At 63.6% G+C, this 23,703-nt stretch carries 18 protein-coding genes; 9 read left to right on the forward strand and 9 right to left on the reverse strand.

Going from position 1 to position 23,703, the window contains the following annotated elements; translation table 11 throughout:
* Window positions 1–115: 115 nt before the first annotated feature.
* A complete protein-coding gene (locus V5B40_RS19475) occupies window positions 116–1,861 on the forward strand; it encodes a caspase family protein (protein ID WP_332356055.1) in 1,746 nt (581 codons plus the stop codon).
* Window positions 1,862–1,867: 6 nt separating this feature from the next.
* On the opposite strand, the gene V5B40_RS19480 is transcribed toward V5B40_RS19475, so the two are convergent.
* From V5B40_RS19480 to V5B40_RS19490, 3 genes are read right to left on the reverse strand one after another with little or no spacing between them, the layout of a single operon-like run.
* Window positions 1,868–2,299: an NUDIX domain-containing protein gene (locus V5B40_RS19480; RefSeq protein ID WP_332356056.1), complete on the reverse strand. Its 432-nt coding sequence runs from the start codon at window positions 2,297–2,299 to the stop codon at window positions 1,868–1,870.
* Window positions 2,300–2,357: 58 nt separating this feature from the next.
* Window positions 2,358–3,368 (reverse strand): DNA-binding protein YbiB, encoded by a 1,011-nt coding sequence (gene ybiB, locus V5B40_RS19485; RefSeq protein ID WP_332356057.1) that lies wholly within the window; start codon window positions 3,366–3,368, stop codon window positions 2,358–2,360.
* Between the two features lie 18 nt (window positions 3,369–3,386).
* Complete coding sequence (locus V5B40_RS19490; protein ID WP_332356058.1) at window positions 3,387–6,161, reverse strand: nitrate reductase; 2,775 nt, start codon at window positions 6,159–6,161, stop codon at window positions 3,387–3,389.
* Window positions 6,162–6,615: 454 nt separating this feature from the next.
* On the opposite strand from V5B40_RS19490, the gene V5B40_RS19495 reads away from it, so the two are divergent.
* The 4 genes from V5B40_RS19495 to V5B40_RS19510 all read left to right on the forward strand — a co-directional run bounded on the left by V5B40_RS19495 (window position 6,616) and on the right by V5B40_RS19510 (window position 11,013).
* On the forward strand, window positions 6,616–7,527 hold the full coding sequence (locus V5B40_RS19495; RefSeq protein ID WP_332353155.1) for a DUF4338 domain-containing protein: 912 nt from the start codon (window positions 6,616–6,618) through the stop codon (window positions 7,525–7,527).
* On the forward strand, window positions 7,524–9,044 hold the full coding sequence (locus tag V5B40_RS19500; RefSeq protein ID WP_332353156.1) for a transposase family protein: 1,521 nt from the start codon (window positions 7,524–7,526) through the stop codon (window positions 9,042–9,044). Before V5B40_RS19495 ends, V5B40_RS19500 begins: the two co-directional genes overlap by 4 nt.
* A 307-nt stretch (window positions 9,045–9,351) precedes the next feature.
* Window positions 9,352–9,993: a hypothetical protein gene (locus V5B40_RS19505; protein ID WP_332356059.1), complete on the forward strand. Its 642-nt coding sequence runs from the start codon at window positions 9,352–9,354 to the stop codon at window positions 9,991–9,993.
* Between the two features lie 162 nt (window positions 9,994–10,155).
* Window positions 10,156–11,013 (forward strand): amino acid ABC transporter substrate-binding protein, encoded by an 858-nt coding sequence (locus V5B40_RS19510; RefSeq protein WP_332356060.1) that lies wholly within the window; start codon window positions 10,156–10,158, stop codon window positions 11,011–11,013.
* Window positions 11,014–11,036: 23 nt separating this feature from the next.
* Here V5B40_RS19510 and V5B40_RS19515 read toward each other — a convergent pair whose 3' ends face one another.
* From V5B40_RS19515 to V5B40_RS19535, 5 genes are all read right to left on the reverse strand, one after another.
* On the reverse strand, window positions 11,037–12,335 hold the full coding sequence (locus tag V5B40_RS19515) for a D-amino acid dehydrogenase (RefSeq protein ID WP_332356061.1): 1,299 nt from the start codon (window positions 12,333–12,335) through the stop codon (window positions 11,037–11,039).
* 208 nt (window positions 12,336–12,543) lie between these two features.
* Window positions 12,544–14,250 carry a diphosphate--fructose-6-phosphate 1-phosphotransferase gene (locus tag V5B40_RS19520; RefSeq protein WP_332356062.1) on the reverse strand — a complete coding sequence of 569 codons (1,707 nt, stop codon included), beginning with the start codon at window positions 14,248–14,250 and terminating at the stop codon, window positions 12,544–12,546.
* Between the two features lie 210 nt (window positions 14,251–14,460).
* Window positions 14,461–15,534 carry a class II fructose-bisphosphate aldolase gene (gene fbaA / locus V5B40_RS19525; RefSeq protein WP_332356063.1) on the reverse strand — a complete coding sequence of 358 codons (1,074 nt, stop codon included), beginning with the start codon at window positions 15,532–15,534 and terminating at the stop codon, window positions 14,461–14,463.
* A 150-nt stretch (window positions 15,535–15,684) separates the two neighbouring features.
* Window positions 15,685–16,737 carry an ACR3 family arsenite efflux transporter gene (gene arsB / locus V5B40_RS19530; protein WP_332356064.1) on the reverse strand — a complete coding sequence of 351 codons (1,053 nt, stop codon included), beginning with the start codon at window positions 16,735–16,737 and terminating at the stop codon, window positions 15,685–15,687.
* Window positions 16,734–17,054 carry an ArsR/SmtB family transcription factor gene (locus V5B40_RS19535; protein ID WP_332356065.1) on the reverse strand — a complete coding sequence of 107 codons (321 nt, stop codon included), beginning with the start codon at window positions 17,052–17,054 and terminating at the stop codon, window positions 16,734–16,736. The genes arsB and V5B40_RS19535 overlap by 4 nt, the downstream gene beginning before the upstream one ends.
* Before the next feature lie 345 nt (window positions 17,055–17,399).
* On the opposite strand from V5B40_RS19535, the gene V5B40_RS19540 reads away from it, so the two are divergent.
* Window positions 17,400–18,410: an ArsJ-associated glyceraldehyde-3-phosphate dehydrogenase gene (locus tag V5B40_RS19540; RefSeq protein WP_332356066.1), complete on the forward strand. Its 1,011-nt coding sequence runs from the start codon at window positions 17,400–17,402 to the stop codon at window positions 18,408–18,410.
* A gap of 99 nt (window positions 18,411–18,509) precedes the next feature.
* The gene (gene arsJ / locus V5B40_RS19545) at window positions 18,510–19,880 is read left to right on the forward strand and encodes an organoarsenical effux MFS transporter ArsJ (RefSeq protein WP_332356067.1); all 1,371 of its coding nucleotides are present in this window, start codon (window positions 18,510–18,512) and stop codon (window positions 19,878–19,880) included.
* Here the strand turns inward: arsJ and eno are convergent.
* Window positions 19,783–21,084, reverse strand: coding sequence for a phosphopyruvate hydratase (eno, locus tag V5B40_RS19550; RefSeq protein ID WP_332356097.1), 1,302 nt, complete (start codon window positions 21,082–21,084; stop codon window positions 19,783–19,785). The genes arsJ and eno overlap by 98 nt on opposite strands.
* Window positions 21,085–21,601: 517 nt before the next feature.
* On the opposite strand from eno, the gene V5B40_RS19555 reads away from it, so the two are divergent.
* Window positions 21,602–21,757, forward strand: coding sequence for a hypothetical protein (locus V5B40_RS19555; protein WP_332356068.1), 156 nt, complete (start codon window positions 21,602–21,604; stop codon window positions 21,755–21,757).
* The gene (locus V5B40_RS19560) at window positions 21,747–23,666 is read left to right on the forward strand and encodes a pyruvate kinase (protein WP_332356069.1); all 1,920 of its coding nucleotides are present in this window, start codon (window positions 21,747–21,749) and stop codon (window positions 23,664–23,666) included. The genes V5B40_RS19555 and V5B40_RS19560 overlap by 11 nt, the downstream gene beginning before the upstream one ends.
* The last annotated feature ends 37 nt before the right edge of the window (window positions 23,667–23,703 follow it).

Consider the following 23,703-nt stretch of genomic DNA (forward strand, 5'->3'; position numbering starts at 1 on the left):
CGCAGCGCAGGAAGCTTGCCCCTTGAGACGCTTACGCTTTTACCCCTTCAGCCGATTCCCGCGTAGCTGCAACGAGGCGCCCAACGCGAAACTGAGCGCCACCCGGAGGCCCATCATGCCGACATCGGTTCGCGCCATCCTGCTTGCCACGGCGTTTGCTCTCCTGACCGGCGCCACGGCCGCCTCGGCGGTCGACAAGCGCATCGCGCTGTTGATCGGCATCGCCGATTATCCGCACCTCGTTTCGCCGCAGGGGCCGCTGCAGGGCCCGGTCAATGACGTGGCGGCGCTGCGCGCGGTGTTGATCGAACGCTGGGGTTTTCTGCCCGGCAACATCCGCACGCTGGTCGACCGGCAAGCGACGCGCGCGGCGATGCTCGACGAGCTGCGCGCGCTCGAAAAACGCAGCTCGCCCGGGGATGACGTGTTCGTCTTCTACTCGGGGCACGGCACCAGCGCGCTCGATTCGCGTCTCGCGCCGCCGCTGCCGCAAGGCAGCGGGGCGATGGTGCCTGCCGACTACGATCCCGCTGCGGCACGGCCCGTCGACGGACTGATCGTCGGGCGCAGTGACCTGAAACCGATCATCGAGCGTCTCGAAGCCGGCGGTCGGCGCCTGTGGGTGGTTTCCGATTCCTGCTACTCGGGGAACCAGGTGCGCAGCGTCTTCGGTGAACGCGGCTCGTTGCCCGGCAAGTTCATCCCGCTGCCGGGGCCGGAACTCTTGCGCGACCTGGCGCGCGCCGCCGCGGGGCCGGCGACGCCGCCATCGCCTTATCCCTATGGCGAAACGGCCTGGCTGTCGGCGGCGGCCGAGGGAGAGGTCGCGCGTGACATCCCGACGGAGTGGCTGCCAAGTTACCCGACGGTCGACGGCAAGCCGCACGGAGCGCTGGCCGACGCGCTGCTGCGCGTGCTCGACGGCAGCGTCGACGCCGATTACGACCGTGACGGCTTCCTGAGCTGGGCCGAGATCCACGCCGCGGTCAGCACCTTCATGGCCGGTCGCGCCTACGGCCACAGTCCGCAGCGCTTGCCCAACGTCGCTGAGGATTCACGTGGACTGGCACAGCGCGCTTTCCTTGGCCAGCGCGTCAGCAGCGCCGCGCGCCGGCCGGCCGCGACGACGACACTCCAGCTGGCGGCGGTCGGCCTCGATGGCGCTGCGCTCGCGGCCTTGCAGCGTATCCGCGGCGTCGAGCTGCTGGCGGCTTCGGCCAGCGGCGCCGAACTCGTCGTGCGCCACGAGGGCACGAGGTTCGCTCTCTACTCCGCTGGCGGCGACGCGCTCGGCGAGGTTCCCGCCGCCGAGCCGCAGCGACTGGTGAGCCGCGTTCAGCAACTGGCCTGGGCCAGGCGCCTGCGCGAGCTGGGGCAGCAGGGCAGCCGCGGGTTGCTCGACTTTGAGGTGCAACCGGCGACCTTCGGCCGCAATTTCCGGATCGGCGAGTGTATCCACTTCGTGGTCAAGCCGGAGCGGGCGAGCACGCTGCTGCTGGTCAATGTCGACGCCGCGGGCCTGGTCTCGGTGCTCTACCCCTACACTGCCAGCGAGATCCAGCCGCTGTCCGCCGGCAAGCCGTGCGCGATTCCCGGATCGGGTCCGTACGACCGGGTCAGGGTGAGCGACCCACCCGGCATGGACCTGCTTTTTGCCTTTGCTTTCGACCGCCCACCGGCGGGAATCGAGCGGCTGTTCGGGCTGCAGAAGCTCGATCCGAGCGACCCGCGGCTGGCGATCATCGAAGGCATGCTCGCCGACCGGAAAGGCGAGTTCAGTTTTGCGCACGCGGAATTGCGCGCGCTGTCGCGATCGAGCGAGCAGGCCGACGGCCCGCCGGGGGAGGGCGCTTGCCGCTGAAGTTCTTCAGGCGCTGCTATCGGCCATCACGGCCGGCGACATTCCTGGCGGCCGTTTTTCCGGCCCCTGGCCTTGCTCGCGAGTGCACGCGAAGCGCGCAATGATCTGTCGGGTTGCCGGCGACATCCTGGCGCTGAGCGGCAGGTCTCCGTGCGCGAAGAAATGCAGCGCCATGGCGTCATCGCCCGCCAGCGCTGCGCCGCTGGCGCTGGCCCGGAAGACATGGTGGCAGTTGGTCTGCGATTCGTGGCTGAAGAGAAACTGCAGCGAATCGGAGAGCAGGCCGGTTTCTTCGGCGAGTTCGCGGGCGGCTGCCTGCGCGTGCGATTCGTCCGCATTGATGCCGCCGCCGGGTAGCAGCAGCAGTCCGCCGCGGTTTTCGACGAGCAGGATTTTGCCGTCGATCTCGACGATGACGGTGGCTCTTTGGCGCTTCATGTGGGTACTCCGTGTCTCCGTGTTGCCTGGGGGCTTTGTCGGGTGTTGTGGTGGCGCGCTAGACAATCGCCAGCCCGGCGCATTCGATGGCCACCAGCGCTTTCGCGTGATTGAAGTTGCTGGCGCGGCCGCAGGCGTAGAGGCAACAGGCGAGTTGATTGGCGATCGGTAGCGGTAGCGAGGCTTCGCCGGCGAGGACGCGGTGCATCCAGGCGACGGTGGCGCCGGCGTCGCAGGTCTCGGGCAGTTGCGGCAGGACTCTGAGGCTGTCGCGCTCGGCTTCGAAGAGGATGTCGCTGACGCCGTCGTGCAGATGTTCGATCAGCGGGCGGCGCTTGGGGTTGGCGAAAGGTTCGCCTTCGCTGCCGCGCAGGAGGAGGGCGTGCGCGCCGGCGGCGGTCAGGACGGCGCGCATGCTGGTGATGTAGTCGGGGTGCGTCGCCGCAGCCAACAGCAAGGCTTCGCCGCGGAAGGGGTCGAGCATCTTGACCAGGCTGTGGGCGCTATTGCGCAGCCCGAGGCGGTTGCGCAAGGCGAGTTGTCGGTCGAGGCCGGGCGAGAGGAGCGGCAGCGGCACGTAGGCCAGGCCGTATTCGTCGATCGCCAGTTGTGCCTGCGCCAGGCTGCTGCAGGCTTGCAGGCCAAACTCGGCGAAGATCTGCGCGCTGGTGACGCGTCCGTAGTCGGCGCTGAGACCGTGTACCAGCACCGGCACCCCGAAGCGCTGCAGGAGCAGCGCCAGCAGGGGAGTCAGGTTGGCGCTGCGGCGGGCGCCGTTATAGGTCGGAATGAGCACCGGGCGAAGGTGTCCGGCTGGCCGAGCGAGGCTCGGCAGGCGTTCGTTGGCGGCGGCAAGAAAACCGGCCATCTCGTCGATGGTCTCGGTTTTCATGCGCAGGGCGATGGCGATGGCGCCCTGTTCGAGGTCTGGCACCTGGCCGTCGAGAATCGCGGCGTAGAGCGCCTGTGCCTCGACGCTGGACATGTCGCGAGCGCCTGCTGCGCCGCGCCCGATTTCCCTGATGACCGCCGCCAAATTCATGTTTTCTATCCCTTCGCTAGTCGCCATGCCCCTCCCGTAGTGTCTTCAGGCAAGCAGTTCGGTGGTGGTGCGCTGGGTCTGGCTGGCGACCATCTGCCGCAGTACGGGAAGACAGGAGCCGCAGAAGGTACCGCATTTCCGCTTTTCCTGCAGTACTGCCAGTGTTGCACCGCTTTCGAGGTCGGCCTTGATTTGTGCTTCGCTGATGTCCCCACAATTGCAGACGATGCGGTTGCGCTGCGGCAGCTTGCCCGGTCGCTTGCCGATCGGTGCCACCGCCCAGCGGATCAGCGCCGGGTCGAGCGCTGTACTGGCTGCGTCAGCGTCGTCGTTTTCTTCGGCTTCCGCAGCCATCACTTCCTTGAGCCACGACTGGGCCTGCGTTTCGCCGGCGAGGCGAATGCCGATCAGCTTGCCGTCCGGGGCGAGGGCACGCTTGCTGATCTGTCGGCGCGGATCGGCGTAAACGATCGCCGCCGCAGCGTCGGCGTCAAGGCCGAACAGCGCGTCGATCTCGCGCAGGCGGGATTCGGGGAGTGCTTCGCCGTGTGCCGCGCGGAACACCACCAGTGCTTCGCTGCGCCCGTACAGTCCGACGCTGGCAAAGGCGAAATCGGCGAGCAGGCTGCGCGCTTTGGCGAGCAGGGTCGGTGCCGCCAGTTCTCCGCTTCCCGCCTTGCGCAGAACGACCAGTTGCCACGGCAACTCGGCCTGCTCGACAGCGACGGCGGCATGCTTGAGTTCGGGTTGCTGCGAGAACGGGTCGTAGGCCGAAAGGGTGAGCGCGTTGACGCCGGCGCTGTTCATGAACTGGCTGCCCCAGTGCATCGGTAGCCAGGCGCGTCCGCGCACCAGCCCAGCGTCAGGCTTGACGCGCACATGCACCTGACCGCGCGCATTGCCGACGCGCACCACATCGCCGCCAGCGAGGCCGCGCTGGCGCAGGTCGGCGGGGTGCATCGAGAGCAGCGGTTCATCGTCGAGATTGAACAAGCGGGCGACGGTACCGGTGCGACTCATGCCGTGCCATTGGTCACGCAGGCGGCCGGAGAGCAGGCTGATCGGATACCTCTCGTCGGTGCTTTCGGCGGTCGGCAGGTGCTCGACGGCGACGAAGCGGGCGCGACCGGAGGGGGTCGGGAAAACGCCGTCGGCGTAAAGGCGCTGGCGGCCACTGCTCGCCCCTTCGGGGAACGGCCACTGCTGCGGTCCGCTGCTGTCGAGTAGCGCATAGCTCAGGCCGGTGATGTCGAGATCGCGGCCGCGTGTGCTCTCGCGATGCTCGTTGAAGATCGCCTCGGGACTGGCGTAGGGAAAAAGCTGCGCGGTCAGCGGCTGGCCGAGCCGGGCCCCGAGCCGGTGCGCGAAGTCGACGACGATTTCCCAGTCGGGCCGCGCTTCGCCTGGTCTGGCGACTGCTGGCGTGAGGTGTGTGATGCAGCGCTCGGAGTTGGTGACCGTGCCTTCCTTTTCTCCCCAGGTGGTCGCCGGCAACATCAGGTCGGCGTAGGCCGCGGTGTCGGTATTGGCGAATGCTTCCTGGAGGACGACGAAGTCAGCAGCCTCGAGGGCGGCGCGCACTTCGCTCTGGTCGGGGAGCGATTGTGCCGGATTGGTGCACGCGATCCATACCGCCTTGATCTCGCCACGCTTGAGCGCGGCAAAAAGTTCGACCGCTGCCTTGCCGGGCTGCGCGGGAACCGACGGCAGGCCCCACAGACGTGCGACTTCGGCGCGGTGTTCGGGGTTGGCGAGGTCGCGATGTGCGGAAAGCAGGTTGGCCAGGCCGCCGACTTCGCGGCCACCCATGGCGTTCGGCTGGCCGGTCAGCGAAAAGGGGCCGGCGCCCGGGCGGCCGATCTGCCCGGTGGCCAAATGCAGGTGGATCAGCGCGGCGTTGTTGTGCGTGCCGTGCGACGACTGGTTGAGTCCCTGGCAGTACAGCGACAGCGCCGCCGCCGACTTGCCGAACCAGCGCGCGGCCTGGATGATCTCGGCCTCGGCGAGGGCGCAGATTTCGGCCACCACTGCTGGCGGGAAAGCGGCGACCGTCTGTTCGAGCGCGGCGAAGCCTTCGGTGTGCGCGGCAATGTAGTTGCGATCGACCAGTTCCTCGGCCAGCAGCACGTGCAGCAAGCCGTTGTAAAGGGCGATGTCGGTGCCCGGTTTGAGCGGCAGATGCAGGTCGGCAATGGCAGCGGTTTCGCTGCGCCGCGGGTCGACGACGATGATGCGCAGATCCGGATTGGCGGCGCGCGCGTCTTCGATGCGCCGGAAGACGATGGGATGGGCGACCGCCGGGTTGGCGCCGGCGATGAGCAGGCAGTCAGTGGCGGCGATGTCCTCGTAGCAGCATGGCGGCGCGTCGGCGCCGAGCGTTTGCTTGTAGCCGGCCACCGCCGACGACATGCACAGGCGCGAGTTGGTGTCGACGTTGTTGGTGCCGATCAGGCCCTTGGCGAGCTTGTTGAAGACGTAGTAGTCCTCGCTGAGCAGCTGCCCGGAAATGTAGAAGGCGACGCTGTCCGGACCGTGCGTGGCGATGATCTCGGCGAAGCGTTCCGCGGCATGGTCGAGTGCCTCGTCCCAGGCGACACGCTGGCGCGGCAGCTCGCGGCTCAGACGCAACTCGGGATGCAGCAGGCGATATTCGGGGCGCGTTGTGAGGTGCAGCGAGGCGCCTTTGGTGCACAGGCGGCCAGCGTTGGCCGGATGCGCGGGGTCGCCGCGCACGCCGACGATGCGCTCGTTCTCGGTTTCGATCAGCAGCCCGCAGCCGACACCGCAGTAACAACAGGTGGATTTGACTTGTTCGATCATGGTTTTCTTGCTCCTGCTTGTGCTGAGCAAAAGCCGTGCCATGGATGCAAGTCATTGATCTGGAGAGATTATGGGCTCCGCTGTGGGCGCCAGAGCCCTCTTGTGGTGCGCCGTAGGCAAGGGCGTGCCTTGATACGGGGCGGTGGCGGATTGTGCCGGCGATTCCACCGCTTCTCATTTTGTCCGTGCGTGCCGTTTAGCGAATGGCGGAGTATTTCCCGCCGCGGAAATTTGCAAGCTACGGTATCTGGCCTGCAATTCTCCGCAATCGCGGGGAACTTGAGAAAACACTCACTGCCCAGCGCTGAAGCATGACGACGCCGGCCCAGTAGTGGCAAGGCGTTGCGGTGGGCAGGCAAAAAAAACCTTCGCACAAGAGGGCTAGACGGCCGGGCGGACTTCTGGCAGGATAGGTGGAGCGTAATCAATCTGCGCTTCAGTCGGAGGTTTTGCGATGCTTGCAACGAGTGCGGGGGAATGGGTGCACTGTGGTCGCGTGTTCAGCGCGACGGAGATTGCCGAGCTCTGCGCGACGGTCGCGTGGCTGCCGGGATTGGCACGCAAGGAGTTGGCGGCGACGGTGTGCGAGCACCTGGGCTGGACGACCCTGACGGGGACGGCGAAGATCAGCGCCTGCCTGGATTTCCTGGAGCGTTTGCAGGCGGCCGGATTGCTGGTACTGCCTGCGTTGAGGCCCTCGCCGCCGCGCCGTTGCGCGCCGCCATCGGCATCCGCCGCCCCAGTCGCCCCCGTTGCCGAGCCGGCGGTGCACTGCGCCCTGTCGGCGCTCGCGCCGGTGTCCCTGGCAGTGGTTCGCGACGCGACCCGGGTGGCGCAGTGGGATGCGCTGGTGGCGCGCTGGCACCCGCTGGGTTTCCAGGGGGCCTTCGGTTACCGGCTGCGCTACTTCATCAAGGCGGGCGAGCGGCGGCTGGGCTGCGTCCTGCTGTCCGGTGCTGCCCGCGCGGTGGCCGTGCGCGATCAGTGGATCGGCTGGACGGCCCAGGCCCGCCGCGAGAACGTGGCGCGGGTGGTGAACAACAGCCGCTTCCTGATCTTTCCGCACGTCCGCGTACCCCATCTGGCCAGCCATGTGCTCGGGCAACTCGCGCGCCGCGCACGCGCGGACTGGCTCGAGCACTGGGGCTTCGAGCCCCTGCTGCTGGAGACCTTCGTCGATCCGCGTCACTATGCCGGCACCTGCTACCGTGCCGCCGGTTGGCAGTTGCTTGGGGCAAGCAGCGGGCGCGGGCTGGCCCGCCCTGGCCAGTCCTATCACAGCACGCCCCGCCAGGTGTGGGTCAAAGCGCTGACCTCGGATGCTTGCGCCGCGCTGTGCGCCGCGCCGGGGAGCCCGCGGTCATGAGCAAACCTTGCCGTCGCCCGACACGCGTGGCCATCAAGAAACTGCGCTCGGAGAAGAAACGGCAGGAGAAGGTACTGAACGCGAAGCTGCGCGCAACGGGACAAGTCCCCCACTCAGCCGCTCCATTGCCCAACAGAAGCTCGGCCTTCGCGACCGTCGACGAGGAACAAAAGGCCCGCGAGGACGCCGTGAGCAAACAGATGCGCCTCCTGCGCAAAGAGCTGCCCGCCTTGCTCGCTCAACTGGAACAAATTCCCGACCCGAGAGATCCCAAAAAGCGCCGGCACAAGCTGACCGTGCTTCTGCTCTACGGCTTGCTGATGTTCGTCTTTCAGTTCTCTTCCCGGCGCGAGACCAACCGCGAAATATCCCGTCCCCAGTTCATGACCAACCTGCAGCTGCTGTTCCCGGAGATCGACACCCTGCCACACGCCGACACCCTGTTTCGGCTGTTGCGCGACATTGACCTTGAACAGCTCGAGCAGGCCCACGTCGATCTGGTGAAGCGGCTGATTCGCGGCAAGAACTTTCGTCGCTATCTGATCGACCACTGCTATCCGATCGCCATCGACGGCTCACAGAAGCTCGCTGGCGACACCCTCTGGACGGAGGAACTCCTGCAACGTACCGTCGGCAAGGACGAAACCCGTCACACTCAGTACTTCGTCTACGTCCTCGAGGCCAGCTTTGCCTTCCACAACGGCCTGGTCATCCCACTGCTCAGCGAGTTCCTCGAACACGCGCTGGGCGATACCGAAGCGCAAAAGCAGGACTGCGAGCTGCGCGGCTTTGTGCGCTTGAGCGACCGGCTCAAGACGCTGTTCCCCCGCCTGCCGATCCTGCTCCTGCTCGACGGCCTCTACGCCAACGGGCCGGTGATGCGGCGCTGCTTGCGCGCCCACTGGCAGTTCATGATCGTGCTCAAGGACAAGGATTTGTCCACGGTCTGGCAGGAGTTCCGCGCGCTCCACGCCCTGAAGCCACAAGCCGTGCAGCGCGGTTGGGGAAGACGCCGACAACACTTCAGCTGGGTCAACGACATCGACTACGCCTTCGCTGCCAACGGGCGTCAGCGTCTCAAGCTGAATCTGGTGGTCTGTGAGGAAAGCTGGGAGAAGATCGATGAACAGGCCAGGACCGTCACCGAAACATCGCGCCACGCCTGGCTCTCCAGCCAACCGCTCAGCCAAGACAATGTCCATGAGCGCTGCAACCTCGGCGCCCGCCACCGCTGGGGCATCGAAGCGGGCTTCCTCGTCGAAAAACATCAGGGCTACCACTACGAGCATGCCTTTGCCCTCGACTGGAATGCCATGAAAGGCTATCACCTCCTCATGCGCCTGGCGCATGTGTTCAATACCCTGGCACGCTTCACCCGACAGCTACGCGATCTCTATCAGCAACTCGGCGTGCGCGGTGCCATCGCCTTTATCCGAAGCTCCTGCGCCGCCCCCTGGCTCGACCCAGCACGAATCCGCGCGCTCCTCGCCGCTCCATTCCTGCTTCAACTTGAGTGACCTCACACAGGCGTACCCGAAACATCCTCTCGAGCGCGGCGTACGCCGCGTTCGGAAAGGCTCGCCTGGCGATCGTACCGCCGTCCAAAAAATTCTTTCGGCATCCTCCTGGCTGACTCCACCACCCGTTCTTTGCCGCTAGCCAACCGCAATCTGACCGCCTCGACCGCAAAAGCGGGCGTTACCGGCAAATGAGCCTGATTCGGCTGGGTCATGCGTCAGGGCTGCTCACTGCCCCACCCGGTCGCCGGATGACAAACCCTGGGCTATACTTCTTTCCCCAATTCACTCAATCTGGAAATCTGCCATGCGCTTCAGCCTGCTCCGCAGCACCCTGTTTGCCGGGATTCTCACGGCTCTGCTTGTCGCCTGTTCGTCGACTTTGGTGATCTCCGAGTGGCGAGATCCGGGCTATCAGGGCGCGGCGCTCAAGAAGATTCTGGTCTACGTCGCGGCGGGCGAGGACGCCACCCGGCGCACGGCCGAGGATCATCTGGCGGCGTCGTTTCCCAAGGGAACGCAGGGCGTGCCGAGCTATACGCTGTTCCCGGATGCGAAGGAGATCAACAAGCAGAACGAGAAAGCGATCGCCGCGCGTCTTCAGAAGGAAGGCTTCGACGGTGCGCTCACGGCGCGCCTGGCCTCGGTGGATAAAGAGAATGTCTATATGCCGCCGCAGACCTATCTGGCGCCGACGATGCTTGGGCCATACGGCTCTTTCTACGGCTATGGCACTTTTGCCTACTCTTCGGTATATACCGTTCCCGGCTATACCTATCAGGAGAGGAAGTACATGATCGAGACGATTCTTTACGAAATCCCCGGCGGGAAGATGCTGTGGACGATGACCACCGAATCGGTAAGTCCGGATTCCCGTGAGCAACTGATCAAGTCGGTCACGGGCCTCATTGATGGCGAATTGAAGAAACAGGGATTCATCGCCGGCTGAATGCGCTCCCACCCCACACGGCCGGCCGCATTTTTTTCATGGTCAATGTCGTCACCGATGACGCCAGACCGTTCGCTGCCGAAAGGCGATTGCGAATGGCAAAGCATCTGCCAAGTCGTTGTTTTTCAATGGCCCGAATGGGCTTCTAACCAAGGACTGAAAATGATATTTCGCACTTTCGTCGCTAGCGCTGTCGCCGCTTCATGTTTTCTTGCCACCCCGGCAGCGGCTGATCAATCCACTCTGGACAGAATCAAGGAAACGTCGACCATCAAGCTCGGCCACCGGGAGAACTCGCCACCGTTCTCCTTCGTTGGCGACGACAAGAAGGCAATGGGCTACAGCGTCGATCTTTGCCTGCGCGTGGCAGATGACATTGCCAAGCAGTTGAATATCCCGGATCTGAAAGTGCAATGGGTGGCGGTAAGTGCAGAAAGCCGCTTCGACGCGGTGAAGAACGGCGATATCGATATCGAATGCGGCAACACGACCCAGACGATAGGACGCCGCGCGAACTTTGACTTCAGCCTGATGACTTTTATCGATGGCGCCAGCATGCTCTTTCTCCGCGATGGAAATCCGAAGTCGCTAGAGGATGTCAAGGGGCAGCGCATTGTCGTCGTCGCCGGAACGACGACCGAAAAAGCAATGGACCTACTCGTCGCCGACAAAACGCTGGGACTGCAGTTGATCAAGGTCAAGGACCACAAGGAAGCCTTGGCGGACCTGAAGAGCAAGAAGGCAAGCGCCTATGCCGCGGATCGCACGGTATTGATCACCACTGCGCTGCTCGGTGGCGGCGGTACGGAATACTCCATCGGTGACAATCAGTTTACCTACGAGCCCTACGGTCTGATGATGCGCCGCGATTCGGACATGCGCCTGGCCGTCGATCGCTCGCTGGCACAGTTGTATCGCACTGGCGAAATCGGCCCGGTCCTCAAGAAGTGGTTCGGGCCGCTTGGCAACCCGGGCGAAGTGCTGAAGGTGATGGTCCTTCTGAATGCTCTACCCGAGTAAATAGTCCGACCGGGCGCAAGCACTCAGCACGCGCTTGCGCCTGCCTTGCCCAGCCTGCCGGCCAGGGTGAAGCCGTCGAGTGAGACGCAGGGCGACTGGCCGCCGATCAGGTCGGCGAGCGCACGGCCGCTGGCCAGCGACAGCGTGAAGCCGAGTGCGCCGTGGCCGACATTCAGCCACAGCTTGCGGTACGGGCTGTGGCCGAGGATCGGCCGTCCGCTCGGCGTCGCCGGCCGCAGGCCGGCCCAGCCGTCCAGCTGCTCGTAATTGGCCGCAGCAGGGAAAGCGGCACGTGCTTCGGCGAGCAGGGTTGCCAGGCGCCGCGGCGCGATGGCGCGGCTGTAGCCGCCGATATCGGCAATGCCGGCAACGCGCAATTGTCCGCCGAGGCGGGCATAGACAATCTTGCGCTGGAAGTCGGTGACGCTCAGTGTTGGCGCAGCGTTCGGGTCGCTGATCGGCGCCGTCAGGCTGTAGCCCTTGAGTGGGTAGATCGGCAGCGCCAGGCCCAGCGGACGCGCCAGGCGTGCGCTGTCGCAGCCGCTGGCGAGGAGGTAGGCGTCGGCTTCCAGCAGTCCGGCGCTGGTTTCGACGCCGACGATGTCGCCCTGGCTGACTTTGAGACCCTGTATCGAGGTGTCAAAAAGGCAGCGGCTTTCCGGCCCGGCCGCACGCATCCTGGCCAATAAGCCGATGCTGAAGCGATAGCAATCCGCGCTGTCCTCGCTCGGCGTGTGCACGCCGCCGACGATTTGCCGGCGCAGGCCGTCGAGGGCCGGTTCGATACTGATGCAGCTTGCGCTGTCGAGCACCTCCTGGCGGTAGTGGCTGTCGGCAACCAGGCCTCGCTGGAATTCGACCTGGCGGCGCGCACTCTCCAGGGCCGCCGCATCGCGGTACACGACCAGCTTGCCGCTACTGGCGTAGGCGCAGTCGAGGCCCGGCTCGCGGCTGAGCAGTTCGTGCATCAGACGACGGCTGGCGTGCCCGAGGCGCAACAGGTGGCGGGTCGTTTCCGCACTGCAGCGGCCGCGACAGGCAGCGAGAAACTGCAGGCACCAGCGCCATTGCTGAGGGTCGAGTCGGGGACGAAAACGGACCGGGGAGGTCGGGGAGAGCAGCCAGGGGACAAGCTTCGGCCACACTCCTGGGTCAGCCAGCGGTGCCACGTAGCTATAGCTCAACTGGCCGCCGTTGGCGTAACTGGCTTCCAGGGCAGCACCCCGGTTGCGGTCTACGAGCGTGACTTGATGGCCGTCACGGGCCAGATAGTAGGCGCTGGCGATGCCAACGACGCCGGCACCAAGAACGATTACGTGCATTCTTTCTCCCTGGCCGCTGCGCGCCAATGAAGGTGTTTCCAGACTGTCGGCTTCGCGCCGGGCTTGCACGCGAGAATCTGCTGTCGTGTGGCATTACGCGGCATCAATCGCCGGCCACGGGGCGACTGGCCATGATAAGCCGTGCGGGAAAAAGAAAAAGGGGCCATCGTCAGCCGATGGCCCCAGCTTGTCACAGGCGAGCGCGCGATCAGCCGATCTTGAACATCAGCGAATGGGAACCCGAGTTGAGGGCCACGCTGATCGGTTGCTGATGCGTCGTCGGGCCCCAGAACTGGCGCGGACCGGGTGACGTGAAAAGGTCACTGGCGGCCCACTCGTCGCGTCGGGACGTAAAGAACTGCATGGCCGGCGAGTCCATTTTGACCAGCGCCTTCTCGATCACGAACTCATCCTGGCCGTGGCGGCGCTCGATGTTGAGCAGGCCGGCAAGCGGGATCGCCTGCGGCACGCCGCCGCTGGTCAGGCCGGTAATCGTCGCCATGTAGCCGCTGTGGCCGTCGAGGATCAAGGAGCCGGCGGTCAGGCCGAGGTTGTAGGTGTAGGCGGCGTCGAACAGTGTCGGCGCGCCGCAACGTCCTTCGTACCCCAGGAAGTGGCTGTGCGCGGCAAACGGGACTTTGCCGTCGAGTTCCTTGACGCGCGCCTTGGTCATGTCGATCAGCAACTGCTCGGTGGGGATCAGCGAGACCTGCAGGTTGCCGTGCGAATCGCGCTCGGCGAGCAGCATGTCGACGATGTAGTGCGGCAGGGAAGCCAGCAGCTTGCCGTTGTCGGCGCTGAGCTTGCTTTCCACGAAAGCCGCTTTCCTGTCGTCGGCGAGAGCGGCGAAAGCCGCGGCCTCATGCGCCAGGACGTCGTTGAGCTCGGCGATCATGGCGTTCATCTCGGGGATGAACTCGATCAGGCCTTCGGGAGCCAGCAGTACGCCGTAATTCATGCCCTTGTGCGAGCGTTCGACGACGACTTTGGCGATGCTGTCGATGATGCTCGCCAGCGACATCTTCCTGGCCGACACTTCCTCGGAAATGATGGCGATCGCTGGCTTGGTCTGCAGCGCCACTTCGAGTGCCACGTGCGAGGCGGAGCGGCCCATGAGCTTGACGAAGTGCCAGTACTTCAACGAGGAACTGGTGTCCTGCAGGATGTTGCCGACCATTTCGCTGTAGATCCGCGTCGCGGTATCGAAGCCAAAGGAGATCGCCAGCAGGTCGCCCAGTTGCAGGTCGCCGTCGATGGTCTTCGGTACGCCGATCACCTGAACGCCGGAACCGTCCGCCTTGACGCCACGGTACAGCGACTCGGCGAGTACGGCGGCGTTGGTGTTCGAATCGTCACCGCCAACGACGACGATGGCGTCGAGACTGTGCTTGATGCAGGTTTCGCGAACCTGCGCGAACTGGGCGTCGCTCTTGATCTTGGTACGGTCCGAACCGAGAAAGTTGAAGCCGCCGGTGTTGAGGACGAAGTCGACGTCGGCATCGCTGATTTCGAACAGCGAGCCTTCGAGCAGGCCTTTCGGTCCGGCCTTGACGCCAAGCAAGGTGTTGCCCGAGCCGAGTACCCGCTTCAGGCCGCAGACGACGTTGTGTCCACCGGCGGCGGGGCCACCCGAGAAGAGGACGGCGACGCGCTTGCCCTTGATGTGGGTGGTTCTGCTGCCGGCGGAGCTGAGCACGACATTGCCCGACGCGGCGACGGTTCTTGGAAACTGCTTGGCGACGGCTTCGCTGTCTTTGGTGCTCAGCACACGATCGGTGCTGCTGAAGCTGACCGGCTGTGGCTTGTCGGACGAGCCGAAGGCGGCACAGACCGGAAGCGGGAGTTGGCGCACTGCGGATTCGAAAAGCGATTTGTGCGCTTCTGTATTGATTAGCTGTTCTACCAGGGTGCTCATGGTTCGGTCCTCGGTTGGCAAGAGTGTGGTGGTGTCGGAGCAGGGCGGGCAGGCTTGTACTGTTCAGGCAGTTGCGCCGGCGTCGCGGCAATGGCTCGCTCGCTGCGTGCATGCAGTGCATGTGCCGTGCCTTCGCAAGATCCTGGTCCGACACAAAAAAGGGCCAGCCCAGAACCTGGGCCAGCCCGTTTCGGTGCCGTCAGCGCTTGACTACGCCAGGGTACCGATGTTGTTGAGATCCTTGAAGGCCTGCGTCAGGCGGGCGCGGAAAGCGTCTTCGCCCTTGCGCAGCCAGGCGCGCGGATCGTAATACTTCTTGTTCGGCTTGCTGTCGCCTTCGGGGTTGCCGATCTGGCCTTGCAGATAGCCTTCGTTCTTCTTGTAGAAGCCCATCACGCCGTCCCAGAACGCCCACTGCAGGTCGGTATCGATGTTCATCTTGACGACGCCGTAGCCGATCGCCTCGCGGATTTCCTCCAGGCTCGAACCCGACCCACCATGGAAGACGAAGTCGACCGGCTGCGCCTTGGTGCCGAATTTCTTCTGTACGAATTCCTGGGAGTTCTTCAGGATGATCGGCTGCAGTTTCACGTTGCCGGGCTTGTAGACGCCATGCACGTTGCCGAAGGCCGCCGCGATGGTGAAGCGATCGCTGACTTTGGACAGCGCTTCGTAAGCCAGTGCGACATCTTCGGGCTGGGTGTACAGCTTGGAGCTGTCGACGTTGGTGTTATCAACGCCGTCTTCTTCACCGCCGGTCACACCGAGTTCGATTTCGAGAGTCATCCCCATCTTGCTCATGCGCTCGAGGTAACGCGTGCAGATGTCGATGTTTTCGCCGATCGGCTCTTCGGAGAGGTCAAGCATGTGCGAGCTGTAGAGTGGCTTGCCATGCACCTTGAAGTACTGCTCGCCGGCGTCGAGCAGACCGTCGATCCAGGGCAGCAGTTTCTTGGCGGCGTGGTCGGTGTGCATGATGACGGTGCAGCCATACAGCTCGGCAAGCTGATGGACGTGCGTGGCGGCGGAGACGCCGCCAGCGACGCAGGCGCGTTGACCGGCATTGTCGAGGCCCTTGCCGGCATAGAATTGTGCGCCGCCATTGGACAGCTGGATGATTGCCGGAGCGTTCAGCTCGGCAGCGGTTTCCATGACCGCGTTGACGGTGCTGGAGTTGATGACGTTAACCGCTGGGAGAGCGAACTGCTTTTCCTTGGCCAGTTCGAAGATCGCTTGCAATTGGTCGCCGGTAGCAACACCCGGTTTAATGTTTTTGGCATTCATGAGTTCTTATCCAGATTCGGTTGATGGAAAGGGTTCAGAAGCGAGGGGAGCTCGACCAGTGAAGTTGGCCGGTTCAATAGAAGTATCTCGTTCGCACAGCAACTCGTCAAGCACCGTCTGCCGCGGCCTTGCGGGCGTTGGTTTCCTTGCTCAGTGCGATTCACGAAGCGGTGCGCGCGGGCCCAGGCCGGCCTCGTACCAGGGCTTGCTGCGGTTCACCAGACGCACCAGCCAGAGCATCACCGGGACCTCGATCAGGACGCCGACGACGGTGGCCAGCGCAGCACCGGAATCGAAGCCGTAGAGGGCGATTGCCACGGCCACCGCCAACTCGAAGAAGTTTGATGCTCCTATCATCGTCGATGGGCCAGCAACGGCATGCGCCACGCAGAATTTCCGGTTCAGCCAGTAGCCAAGGGCGGCAATCAGCAAGCCCTGCAGGAGGATGGGCACGGCAAGCATGGCGATGATCAGCGGCTGCTCGCTGATGGCCTGGCCCTGGAAGGCAAAAAGCAGCACCAGCGTGGCCAGCAGGGCGATGATCGAGAACGGGCCGATGCGGCTCAGCGCGCGCTGGAAAAGTTCCTCGCCATGTCGGCGCAGACGCTGGCGGACGAACTGGGCGATGGCCAGTGGCAGCACAATGTAGGTCACCACCGACAGGAGCAGCGTCTCCCAAGGCACGGGAATTGCCGAAACGCCAAGCAGCAGGGCGACGATCGGCGCGAAGGCGAAGACCATCACCAGATCGTTCAGCGCCACCTGTGTGAGCGTGAAATTGGCATCGCCACGGCACAGATTGCTCCACACGAAAACCATCGCCGTGCACGGCGCTGCGCCAAGCAGGATCAGGCCGGCGATGTAGCTGTCGATTTGCGCTGCCGGAAGGGCCGGGGCGAAAACGTGGCGGATGAATATCCAGCCGAGCAGTGCCATCGAGAACGGCTTGACGGCCCAGTTTACGAACAGCGTGATGCCGATAGCGCTCTTCTGGCGCCGGACCTGGTGCAGTGCCGCGAAGTCGACCTTCATCAGCATCGGGATGATCATCACCCAGATCAACAAGCCGACCGGGATGTTGACCTGCGCGACGGCGAGGCGGGCGAAGGCCTGCGCCAGTTCGGGAGCGGCAACGCCGACAGCCGTCCCGGCGACGATGCACAGGAATACCCACAAGGTCAGCCAGCGCTCGAAAAAGCTCATTCGTGTGTCGCCGCTGGCTTGCAAATCTCCGGATTGCCGTCGCAGCAATTGTCGGTGAGAAAGCCGATCAGCGCATCGATTCTGCCCATCTCGGCTCGGCAGCGGACGAAACGCCCTTCCTGAAGCGTGCTGACCAGGCCGGCGTGCGCCAGCGTCTTGAGATGGAAGGATAGCGTCGGTGCGGGCAATTCAAGCTGCTCGGCGATCACCCCGACGGTCAGGCCGGCAGGGGCGTTCTGGACCAGCAGTCGGAAGATGGCGAGGCGGCTGTCCTGCGCCAGCGCGGCGAGCGCGGCGACGGCATTGGTATTGTTCATGCTTCCAACGATACCGAAATATTGCCGCTGCCGCAAAGTGTTTGCCGGCGAAGGTGGTTTTCCCGCGCATCAGGCCTGGCCCGGAGCATCGGCCAGAGCAGACTCGCTTTGGCAACTCGCTGCGCTGAGGGTTTACAGATTTCGAGAATTCTAGCAATATGAAAACGTCGAGCGCGCCGATGTAGCTTGTGGCGTGCAAAAGGGCGGCTCGCGGGATCCGTCCGAGCCGCATCCACAACCCCCTGGATGAAAACGTCGAGCGCGCCGATGTAGCTTGTGGCGTGCAAAAGGGCGGCTCGCGGGATCCGTCCGAGCCGCATCCACAACCCCCTGGAGAAACGAGAAATGACGATCAAAGTTGGCATAAACGGTTTCGGTCGCATGGGCCGGCTGGCTCTGCGCGCGGCCTGGGACTATCCGGAGCTCGAGTTCGTGCATATCAACGAAGCGAATGGGCCGGTCGAGTCGGCCGCACACCTGCTTGAATTCGATTCGGTGCAGGGCCGCTGGCGGCGTGACATTTCGGTCAGCCAGGGCCGCATGCTGATCGATGGCCGGTCGATCGGCTATAGCAGCGCCAAGGACGTCGCTGGCGGTCCGTGGCACGATGCCGGCGTGGACATCGTTCTCGAAGCCAGCGGCAAGTGGCGCACGGTCGGGCTGCTAAACCCCTATTTCGATGCCGGCGTCAAGAAAGTGGTCGTCGCCGCGCCGGTCAAGGATGGCGGCGTGCTGAACATCGTCATGGGGATCAATGACCATCTCTACGATCCGGCGCGCGACCGGATCGTCACCGCCGCGTCGTGCACCACCAACTGCCTGGCGCCGGTGGTCAAGGTCGTTCATGAGGCCATCGGTATCACGCGCGGAATGATCACCACCATTCACAGCTCGACCAACACGCAGGTAGTGCACGACCAGATGCACAAGGACTTGCGGCGTGCACGCTCGGCGAGTCTGTCGCTGATCCCGACGACGACCGGTTCGGCGACGGCGATCGCGCTGATCTTTCCGGAGCTGCAGGGCAAACTCGATGGCCACGCGGTGCGCGTGCCCCTGCTCAACGCTTCGCTGACCGATTGCGTCTTCGAAATGCAGCGGCCGACCACGGCCGCCGAGGTCAACGCCCTGTTCAAGGCGGCTGCCGAGGGTTCGCTGCAGGGAATCCTCGGTTACGAGGAGCGACCACTGGTATCCATGGACTATCTGGGCGATCCGCGTTCGTCGATCGTCGATGCCGCCCACACTCTGGTGGTCAACGAGACGATGCTCAAGATTTACGCCTGGTATGACAACGAGTGGGGCTATGCCAATCGCTACGCCGAGTTGGCGCGCAAGCTGGCGCGGTCGCTCTAGGTCGATGCTTTTGCTTGGTTTTCGCAGCGCTGCAGGGGAGCGAGTCGGCGTCCGTCGGACGCCGACGGCGAGCCGCCGGCAGCCGACAGGAGGAGAGCAGTGAACAATCCATCGCCAAGCAGGAGTGAGGCGTCGCGTGCCGGCCTGCGCAACTACGTGCTGGTGACTGGCGCCTACTGGGCGGATACGGTGACCGACGGCGCGACGCGCATGCTGGTCCTGTTCTACTTCTACAATCTCGGCTACACGCCGCTGGCCGTTGCTTCGCTGTTCATTTTCTATGAAGTCTTCGGCATCCTGACCAACCTCTTCGGCGGCTATATCGGTGCCCGCTTCGGGCTCAAGACGACGCTTTTCATCGGTCTCGGTACGCAAGTCGTCGCGCTGTCGATGCTCGCCTTTGCGCCGCAGTCGTGGCTGGTCGTCGCCTGGGTGATGGCTTCGCAGGCCTTGAGCGGGATCGCCAAGGACATGACCAAGATGAGTTCGAAGAGCGCCGTCAAGCTGATCGTCCCCGAGGATTCGTCGGCGACCCTGTACCGCTGGGTGGCGATCCTGACCGGCTCGAAGAACGCCTTGAAGGGTGTCGGTTTCTTCGTCGGTGGTCTGTTGCTGACGGTGCTCGATTTCCAGACGGCGCTCAAGCTGCTGGTCGTGCTGGTGGGCGTCACGCTGCTCGTGGCCGCCATCCTGATGCGCGGTGGTCTTGGTCAGGCCGACAGGAAAGCAAAATTCGGCCAGATGTTCTCGCGCAACGCCGCGGTCAACAAACTCGCCGCGGCGCGCATCTTCCTCTTCGGTGCTCGCGACGTGTGGTTCGTCGTTGGCCTGCCGGTGTTCCTTTCGAGCGTGCTCGGCTGGACCTTCTGGCAGTCGGGTGGTTTCCTGGCGGTGTGGGTCATCGGCTACGGCATCGTGCAGGCGGCGACGCCGCGCCTGTTGCGCAGCCGTGTTCAGGAGCAACACGAGCCCGACGGGCGGACGGCGACGATCCTCGCCTTCGTTCTCGCCGCGCTGCCCGCCGGTATTGCCGTGGCCTTGAGCGCCGGGGTGGCGCCAACGCTTGTCGTCGTCGCCGGCCTGATCATCTTTGGTGCCGTCTTTGCGCTCAACTCGGCGGTTCACTCTTACCTTATTCTGGCCTACACCGACAGTGACAAAGTGGCGATGAGCGTCGGTTTCTACTACATGGCCAATGCTGCCGGTCGTCTGGCCGGCACCGTTCTTTCGGGGGCCCTCTATCAGTGGGGGCTGCAAAGCGGAGCGAGCAACGGGCTGGTTGCCTGCCTGTGGGCGTCCTCGGCGTTCGTTCTGATTGCCGGCCTGCTGTCACTGCTCTTGCCGCGCCAGGCGGGCGTGCGCAGCAAAGCAATCAAAATCGGCGATGCCTTTTTTTGTGGCTGCAAACCCGGCTTAGCAGCTGGTTGTACTTGCAGATGCGGTCGGTACGCGACAGCGAACCGGTCTTGATCTGGCCGGCGCCAGTGCCGACGGCGAGGTCGGCAATGAAGGCGTCTTCGGTCTCGCCCGAGCGGTGCGAGGAGATTACGCCGTAGCCAGCCTTCTGCGCCATCTTGATGGCGTCGAGCGTCTCTGTGACGGTACCGATCTGGTTGACCTTGATCAGGATGGCGTTCGCCGCCTTCATGTCGATGCCTTGCTTGAGGCGAACCGGATTGGTGACGAAGAAGTCGTCGCCGACGATCTGCACTGTTTCGCCGAGTTCCTTGGTCAGCTTGACGTAGCCGTCCCAGTCGCTCTGGTCAAGACCGTCTTCGATGGACACGATCGGGTACTTCTTGCACCAGTCGCTGTACACCTGGATCATCTCGTCGTCAGTGAACAGCTTGTCCGGGTTCGACTTCCAGAACTTGTAGCCCTTGCGGTCACCTTCGTCGAAGAGCTCGGAAGAAGCACAGTCAAGCGCAATGCCGATCTGCTTGCCAGGCTTGTAGCCGGCGGCAACGATTGCTTCCATGATCACTTCGAGCGACTGGTCGTTGGTCAGGTTGGGCGCGAAGCCGCCTTCGTCGCCGACCGCGGTGACATGGCCGCCTTTCTTCAGGATGCTCTTCAGAGCGTGGAAGATCTCGGTGATCCAGCGCAGGCCTTCCGAGAAACTCGGTGCGCCGACCGGCATGATCATGAATTCCTGGAAGTCGATCAGGTTGTCGGCGTGCTTGCCACCATTGATGATGTTGGCCATCGGCGTCGGCAGGCAGAAATCACGGTTGCGGTGAATCTTGCCAATGTACTTCCAGAGCGGCATCTCGCTGACGTTGGCGCCGGCCATGGTGATGGCCATCGAAGCGCCGAGAAGGGCGTTGGCGCCGAGGCTCGACTTGTTGGCCGTGCCGTCGAGGGCGATCATCGCCTCGTCGAGTGCGCGCTGATCAAGCGGGTTCTTGCCCTTGAGCAGTTTTGCGAGCGGGCCGTTGACCGCGGCAACGGCTTTCAGGACACCTTTGCCAAGGTAGATCTTCTTGTCGCCGTCGCGCAGTTCGCAGGCTTCGAATTCACCGGTTGATGCACCGGACGGGACGGCTGCACGAGCCATATAGCCATTGTCAAGTGTGATGTCGACTTCAACGGTCGGGTTGCCCCGTGAATCGAGGATCTGCCGCCCGACAACCTTGCTGATCTTGACGAAATCCGGGGTGACGACAGCCGTCATTTCGGCTTGTACGGTATCTGCAACGTCTTTCGATTTCTTCGATTTCTTTACTTTTTCTGCTTTTGCCATAATTGGGCTCCGTGGGAGTGATTTGGTAGAAACGCCTGCACAAACTTATCCGTGCGATCATACCCAATTCAGCTCGCATGGTGCAATGGCCGTCAGCGCTAAATTCGGGCGATCAGGCGGGAACTGGACGTTCGCCGAGCGTAGCCCCGTTGTCAGGCCAGCGTGACGTCGTGATCGCACCTGTTCCGCGAAGGAAATTGTGCTGAACGTCGATTCCACGGTCTGTCGCCGGAGGACTGTCGGCAGGGTTGGATGGAACGTTCGACCCGGAAATCGGAATGCAGAAGGCATCAGACGTGTCTTGCCCGAGCCATCCGTAATGGTTCCGTCCGCGTCAGTCTCGCCTTCGTCCCCCGCGATTCCGAGCGTCGTGCCTCCCGGAGCTTGAGGCTTGGGCGCTGTAGCGACCGCCGCTTGGCGAGGTCAGCCATTTCTCGTTGCTACGGCCATGTTGCTCCTGCATGAGTTCGACGATGATCACTGGCGCATCGATCTGACCAGCGTTCGTCGTTTGGCGTCATACAACCGCAACCTTGTTAGCCAACAATCCCGCCTTTGGGCACATCATTTCGAGTCGATTGGGGAAAGCCTGCATGGCAAGTGAGCAAGAAGAAACAGGGGACGTGTCATCGCGCGACATCCTCGTGCGGCGGGTGGCGCTGGCCATCGAGCGGCTTCGCGAAGACGCGATGGCCATTGAAGACGAACTGGACGCGAGCTTGCGTATCGTGTCGCCGGGATTCAGGGCGAGCGCGCGCAACCTGGCGCACTACCTGGCCGTGCGGCGAGTCGATATCCGTATTTTGCAGCGCGAACTGGGTCGTCTGGGTCTGAGTTCTCTGGGCCGCACGGAGGCGCACGTCATGGCCTCGCTCGACAGTGTCGCGGATGTGCTACGCCGACTCGGCAGGAACCCTGTTCCCGATCGCGTCAAGGTCGCGCCAAGGATCCTGTTCCAGGAAGGCGATCAGGTTCTGGCCAGGCACGCGAAGGAGATCCTGGGGCCGCTGCCAGACGATCGCAAGACACGGATCATGGTCACCATGCCCAGCGAAGCCGCTGCCGACCCGTCGTTCATCAGCAACCTGCTGGCACAAGGCATGGACATCATGCGCATCAATTGTGCCCATGACAGTGCCGAGGTCTGGGGAGGCATGGTCGAGCAATTGCGGCGTGCGGAAAAGGCGCTTGGGCGTTCGTGCAATGTGTGTTGCGACCTGGCCGGGCCCAAGTTACGAACCGGCCCGGTGGAGCCGACCGAGGGCGTCGTCAAGTGGCGGCCGCAGAGGAATGCCTTCGGTCAGACGATCGGGCCGGCGCTCGTCCGCTTCGTCAAGGAAGCCAGTGAAGCCTCGTCTGAAGGGGACGGCGTCCCGCTTCGAGGGGACCTGCTGGGCAAGGTCAGAGAAGGCGATTACATCGAGCTGCAGGATGCACGGGGGCGTGCCCGGAGACTCGAAGTCATCGGTGTTTCCGCGGATGCCTGTCTGTGCCAGGGGGTGCGCACTGCGTATGTCAGCGAAGGCACCCACCTCAAGCTGCGTCGAAAGACGAAGCGGATTGGCAAAGCCCGGGTCGGCGTCTTGCCACCCATGCCGCAAGCCGTGTTGCTGAAACCAGGAGACATGCTCGATGTGGTCAAAGGCGAGGTGCTCGGACGGAATGCTGTATTCGATGACGCTGGCAATCTTGTTGAGCGCGCGCGTATTGCCTGCTCGCTCGACGAGGCCTTCGTCAGCGTTCGTGAAGGAGAGCGAATCTTCTTCGACGATGGCAAGATCGCCGGAAAGATCGGGAAAGTGCTGCCTGACCGCTTCGCCGTCGCGATCACCCATGCCGCAGGAGGTGTCGCCAAACTGCGTGCCGAGAAGGGAATCAACCTGCCGGATACCGAGATCGACATGCCGGCGCTTGGCGCGGTCGACAGGGAAGACCTTGCCTTCGTTGCTCGCCACGCCGACATGGTCGCCCTGTCGTTCGTGCAGCGCCCGCAGGATATCGAAGATCTGATTGGCGCCCTTGATCGCCTCGATGCTTCCCATCTGGGCATCGTGCTGAAGATCGAGACGAAGAAGGCTTTCAGCCGTTTGCCAAGCCTGTTGCTGGCGGTCATGCGCCACCAATCAGCCGCGGTCATGGTGGCCCGTGGCGATCTCGGTGTCGAGGTCGGATTTGAACGGCTGTCGGAGGTGCAGGAGGAGATTCTCTGGATTTGCGAGGCCGCGCATATCCCGGTGATCTGGGCAACGCAGATACTCGAATCGCTGGCCAAGGGAGGCACGCCGTCGCGTGCGGAAGTCACCGATGCGGCAATGGGGGTTCGCGCTGAATGCGTAATGCTCAACAAGGGACCCTACATCATGCAAACGCTTCACTTCCTGCGCGGTGTCTTGATGCGGATGGAAGCTCACCATGAGAAGAAGACGACCATGTTGCGTCGCTTGAGCATCTCGGACATCGCATCGAGCGCGGATGTGGCGCGCCTGGAGAGGCCTGAAAGCTGCCAAGGATGAGCGGGCTGTGCTGGCTGTCGGCTATGCTACTTCTGTG

The sequence above is a fragment of the Candidatus Accumulibacter meliphilus genome (genome assembly GCF_036625345.1).
Taxonomy (GTDB): Bacteria; Pseudomonadota; Gammaproteobacteria; order Burkholderiales; family Rhodocyclaceae; genus Accumulibacter; species Accumulibacter meliphilus.

What these genes read in the sequence shown, in the direction of transcription:
- V5B40_RS19475 (WP_332356055.1), top strand. Translation starts at nt 116, where the DNA reads ATGCCGACATCGGTTCGCGCCATCCTGCTTGCCACGGCGTTTGCTCTC.
- V5B40_RS19480 (WP_332356056.1), bottom strand. Translation starts at nt 2,299, where the DNA reads ATGAAGCGCCAAAGAGCCACCGTCATCGTCGAGATCGACGGCAAAATC.
- ybiB (WP_332356057.1), bottom strand. Translation starts at nt 3,368, where the DNA reads ATGGCGACTAGCGAAGGGATAGAAAACATGAATTTGGCGGCGGTCATC.
- V5B40_RS19490 (WP_332356058.1), bottom strand. Translation starts at nt 6,161, where the DNA reads ATGATCGAACAAGTCAAATCCACCTGTTGTTACTGCGGTGTCGGCTGC.
- V5B40_RS19495 (WP_332353155.1), top strand. Translation starts at nt 6,616, where the DNA reads ATGCTTGCAACGAGTGCGGGGGAATGGGTGCACTGTGGTCGCGTGTTC.
- V5B40_RS19500 (WP_332353156.1), top strand. Translation starts at nt 7,524, where the DNA reads ATGAGCAAACCTTGCCGTCGCCCGACACGCGTGGCCATCAAGAAACTG.
- V5B40_RS19505 (WP_332356059.1), top strand. Translation starts at nt 9,352, where the DNA reads ATGCGCTTCAGCCTGCTCCGCAGCACCCTGTTTGCCGGGATTCTCACG.
- V5B40_RS19510 (WP_332356060.1), top strand. Translation starts at nt 10,156, where the DNA reads ATGATATTTCGCACTTTCGTCGCTAGCGCTGTCGCCGCTTCATGTTTT.
- V5B40_RS19515 (WP_332356061.1), bottom strand. Translation starts at nt 12,335, where the DNA reads ATGCACGTAATCGTTCTTGGTGCCGGCGTCGTTGGCATCGCCAGCGCC.
- V5B40_RS19520 (WP_332356062.1), bottom strand. Translation starts at nt 14,250, where the DNA reads ATGAGCACCCTGGTAGAACAGCTAATCAATACAGAAGCGCACAAATCG.
- fbaA (WP_332356063.1), bottom strand. Translation starts at nt 15,534, where the DNA reads ATGAATGCCAAAAACATTAAACCGGGTGTTGCTACCGGCGACCAATTG.
- arsB (WP_332356064.1), bottom strand. Translation starts at nt 16,737, where the DNA reads ATGAGCTTTTTCGAGCGCTGGCTGACCTTGTGGGTATTCCTGTGCATC.
- V5B40_RS19535 (WP_332356065.1), bottom strand. Translation starts at nt 17,054, where the DNA reads ATGAACAATACCAATGCCGTCGCCGCGCTCGCCGCGCTGGCGCAGGAC.
- V5B40_RS19540 (WP_332356066.1), top strand. Translation starts at nt 17,400, where the DNA reads ATGACGATCAAAGTTGGCATAAACGGTTTCGGTCGCATGGGCCGGCTG.
- eno (WP_332356097.1), bottom strand. Translation starts at nt 21,084, where the DNA reads ATGACGGCTGTCGTCACCCCGGATTTCGTCAAGATCAGCAAGGTTGTC.
- V5B40_RS19555 (WP_332356068.1), top strand. Translation starts at nt 21,602, where the DNA reads ATGTTGCTCCTGCATGAGTTCGACGATGATCACTGGCGCATCGATCTG.
- V5B40_RS19560 (WP_332356069.1), top strand. Translation starts at nt 21,747, where the DNA reads ATGGCAAGTGAGCAAGAAGAAACAGGGGACGTGTCATCGCGCGACATC.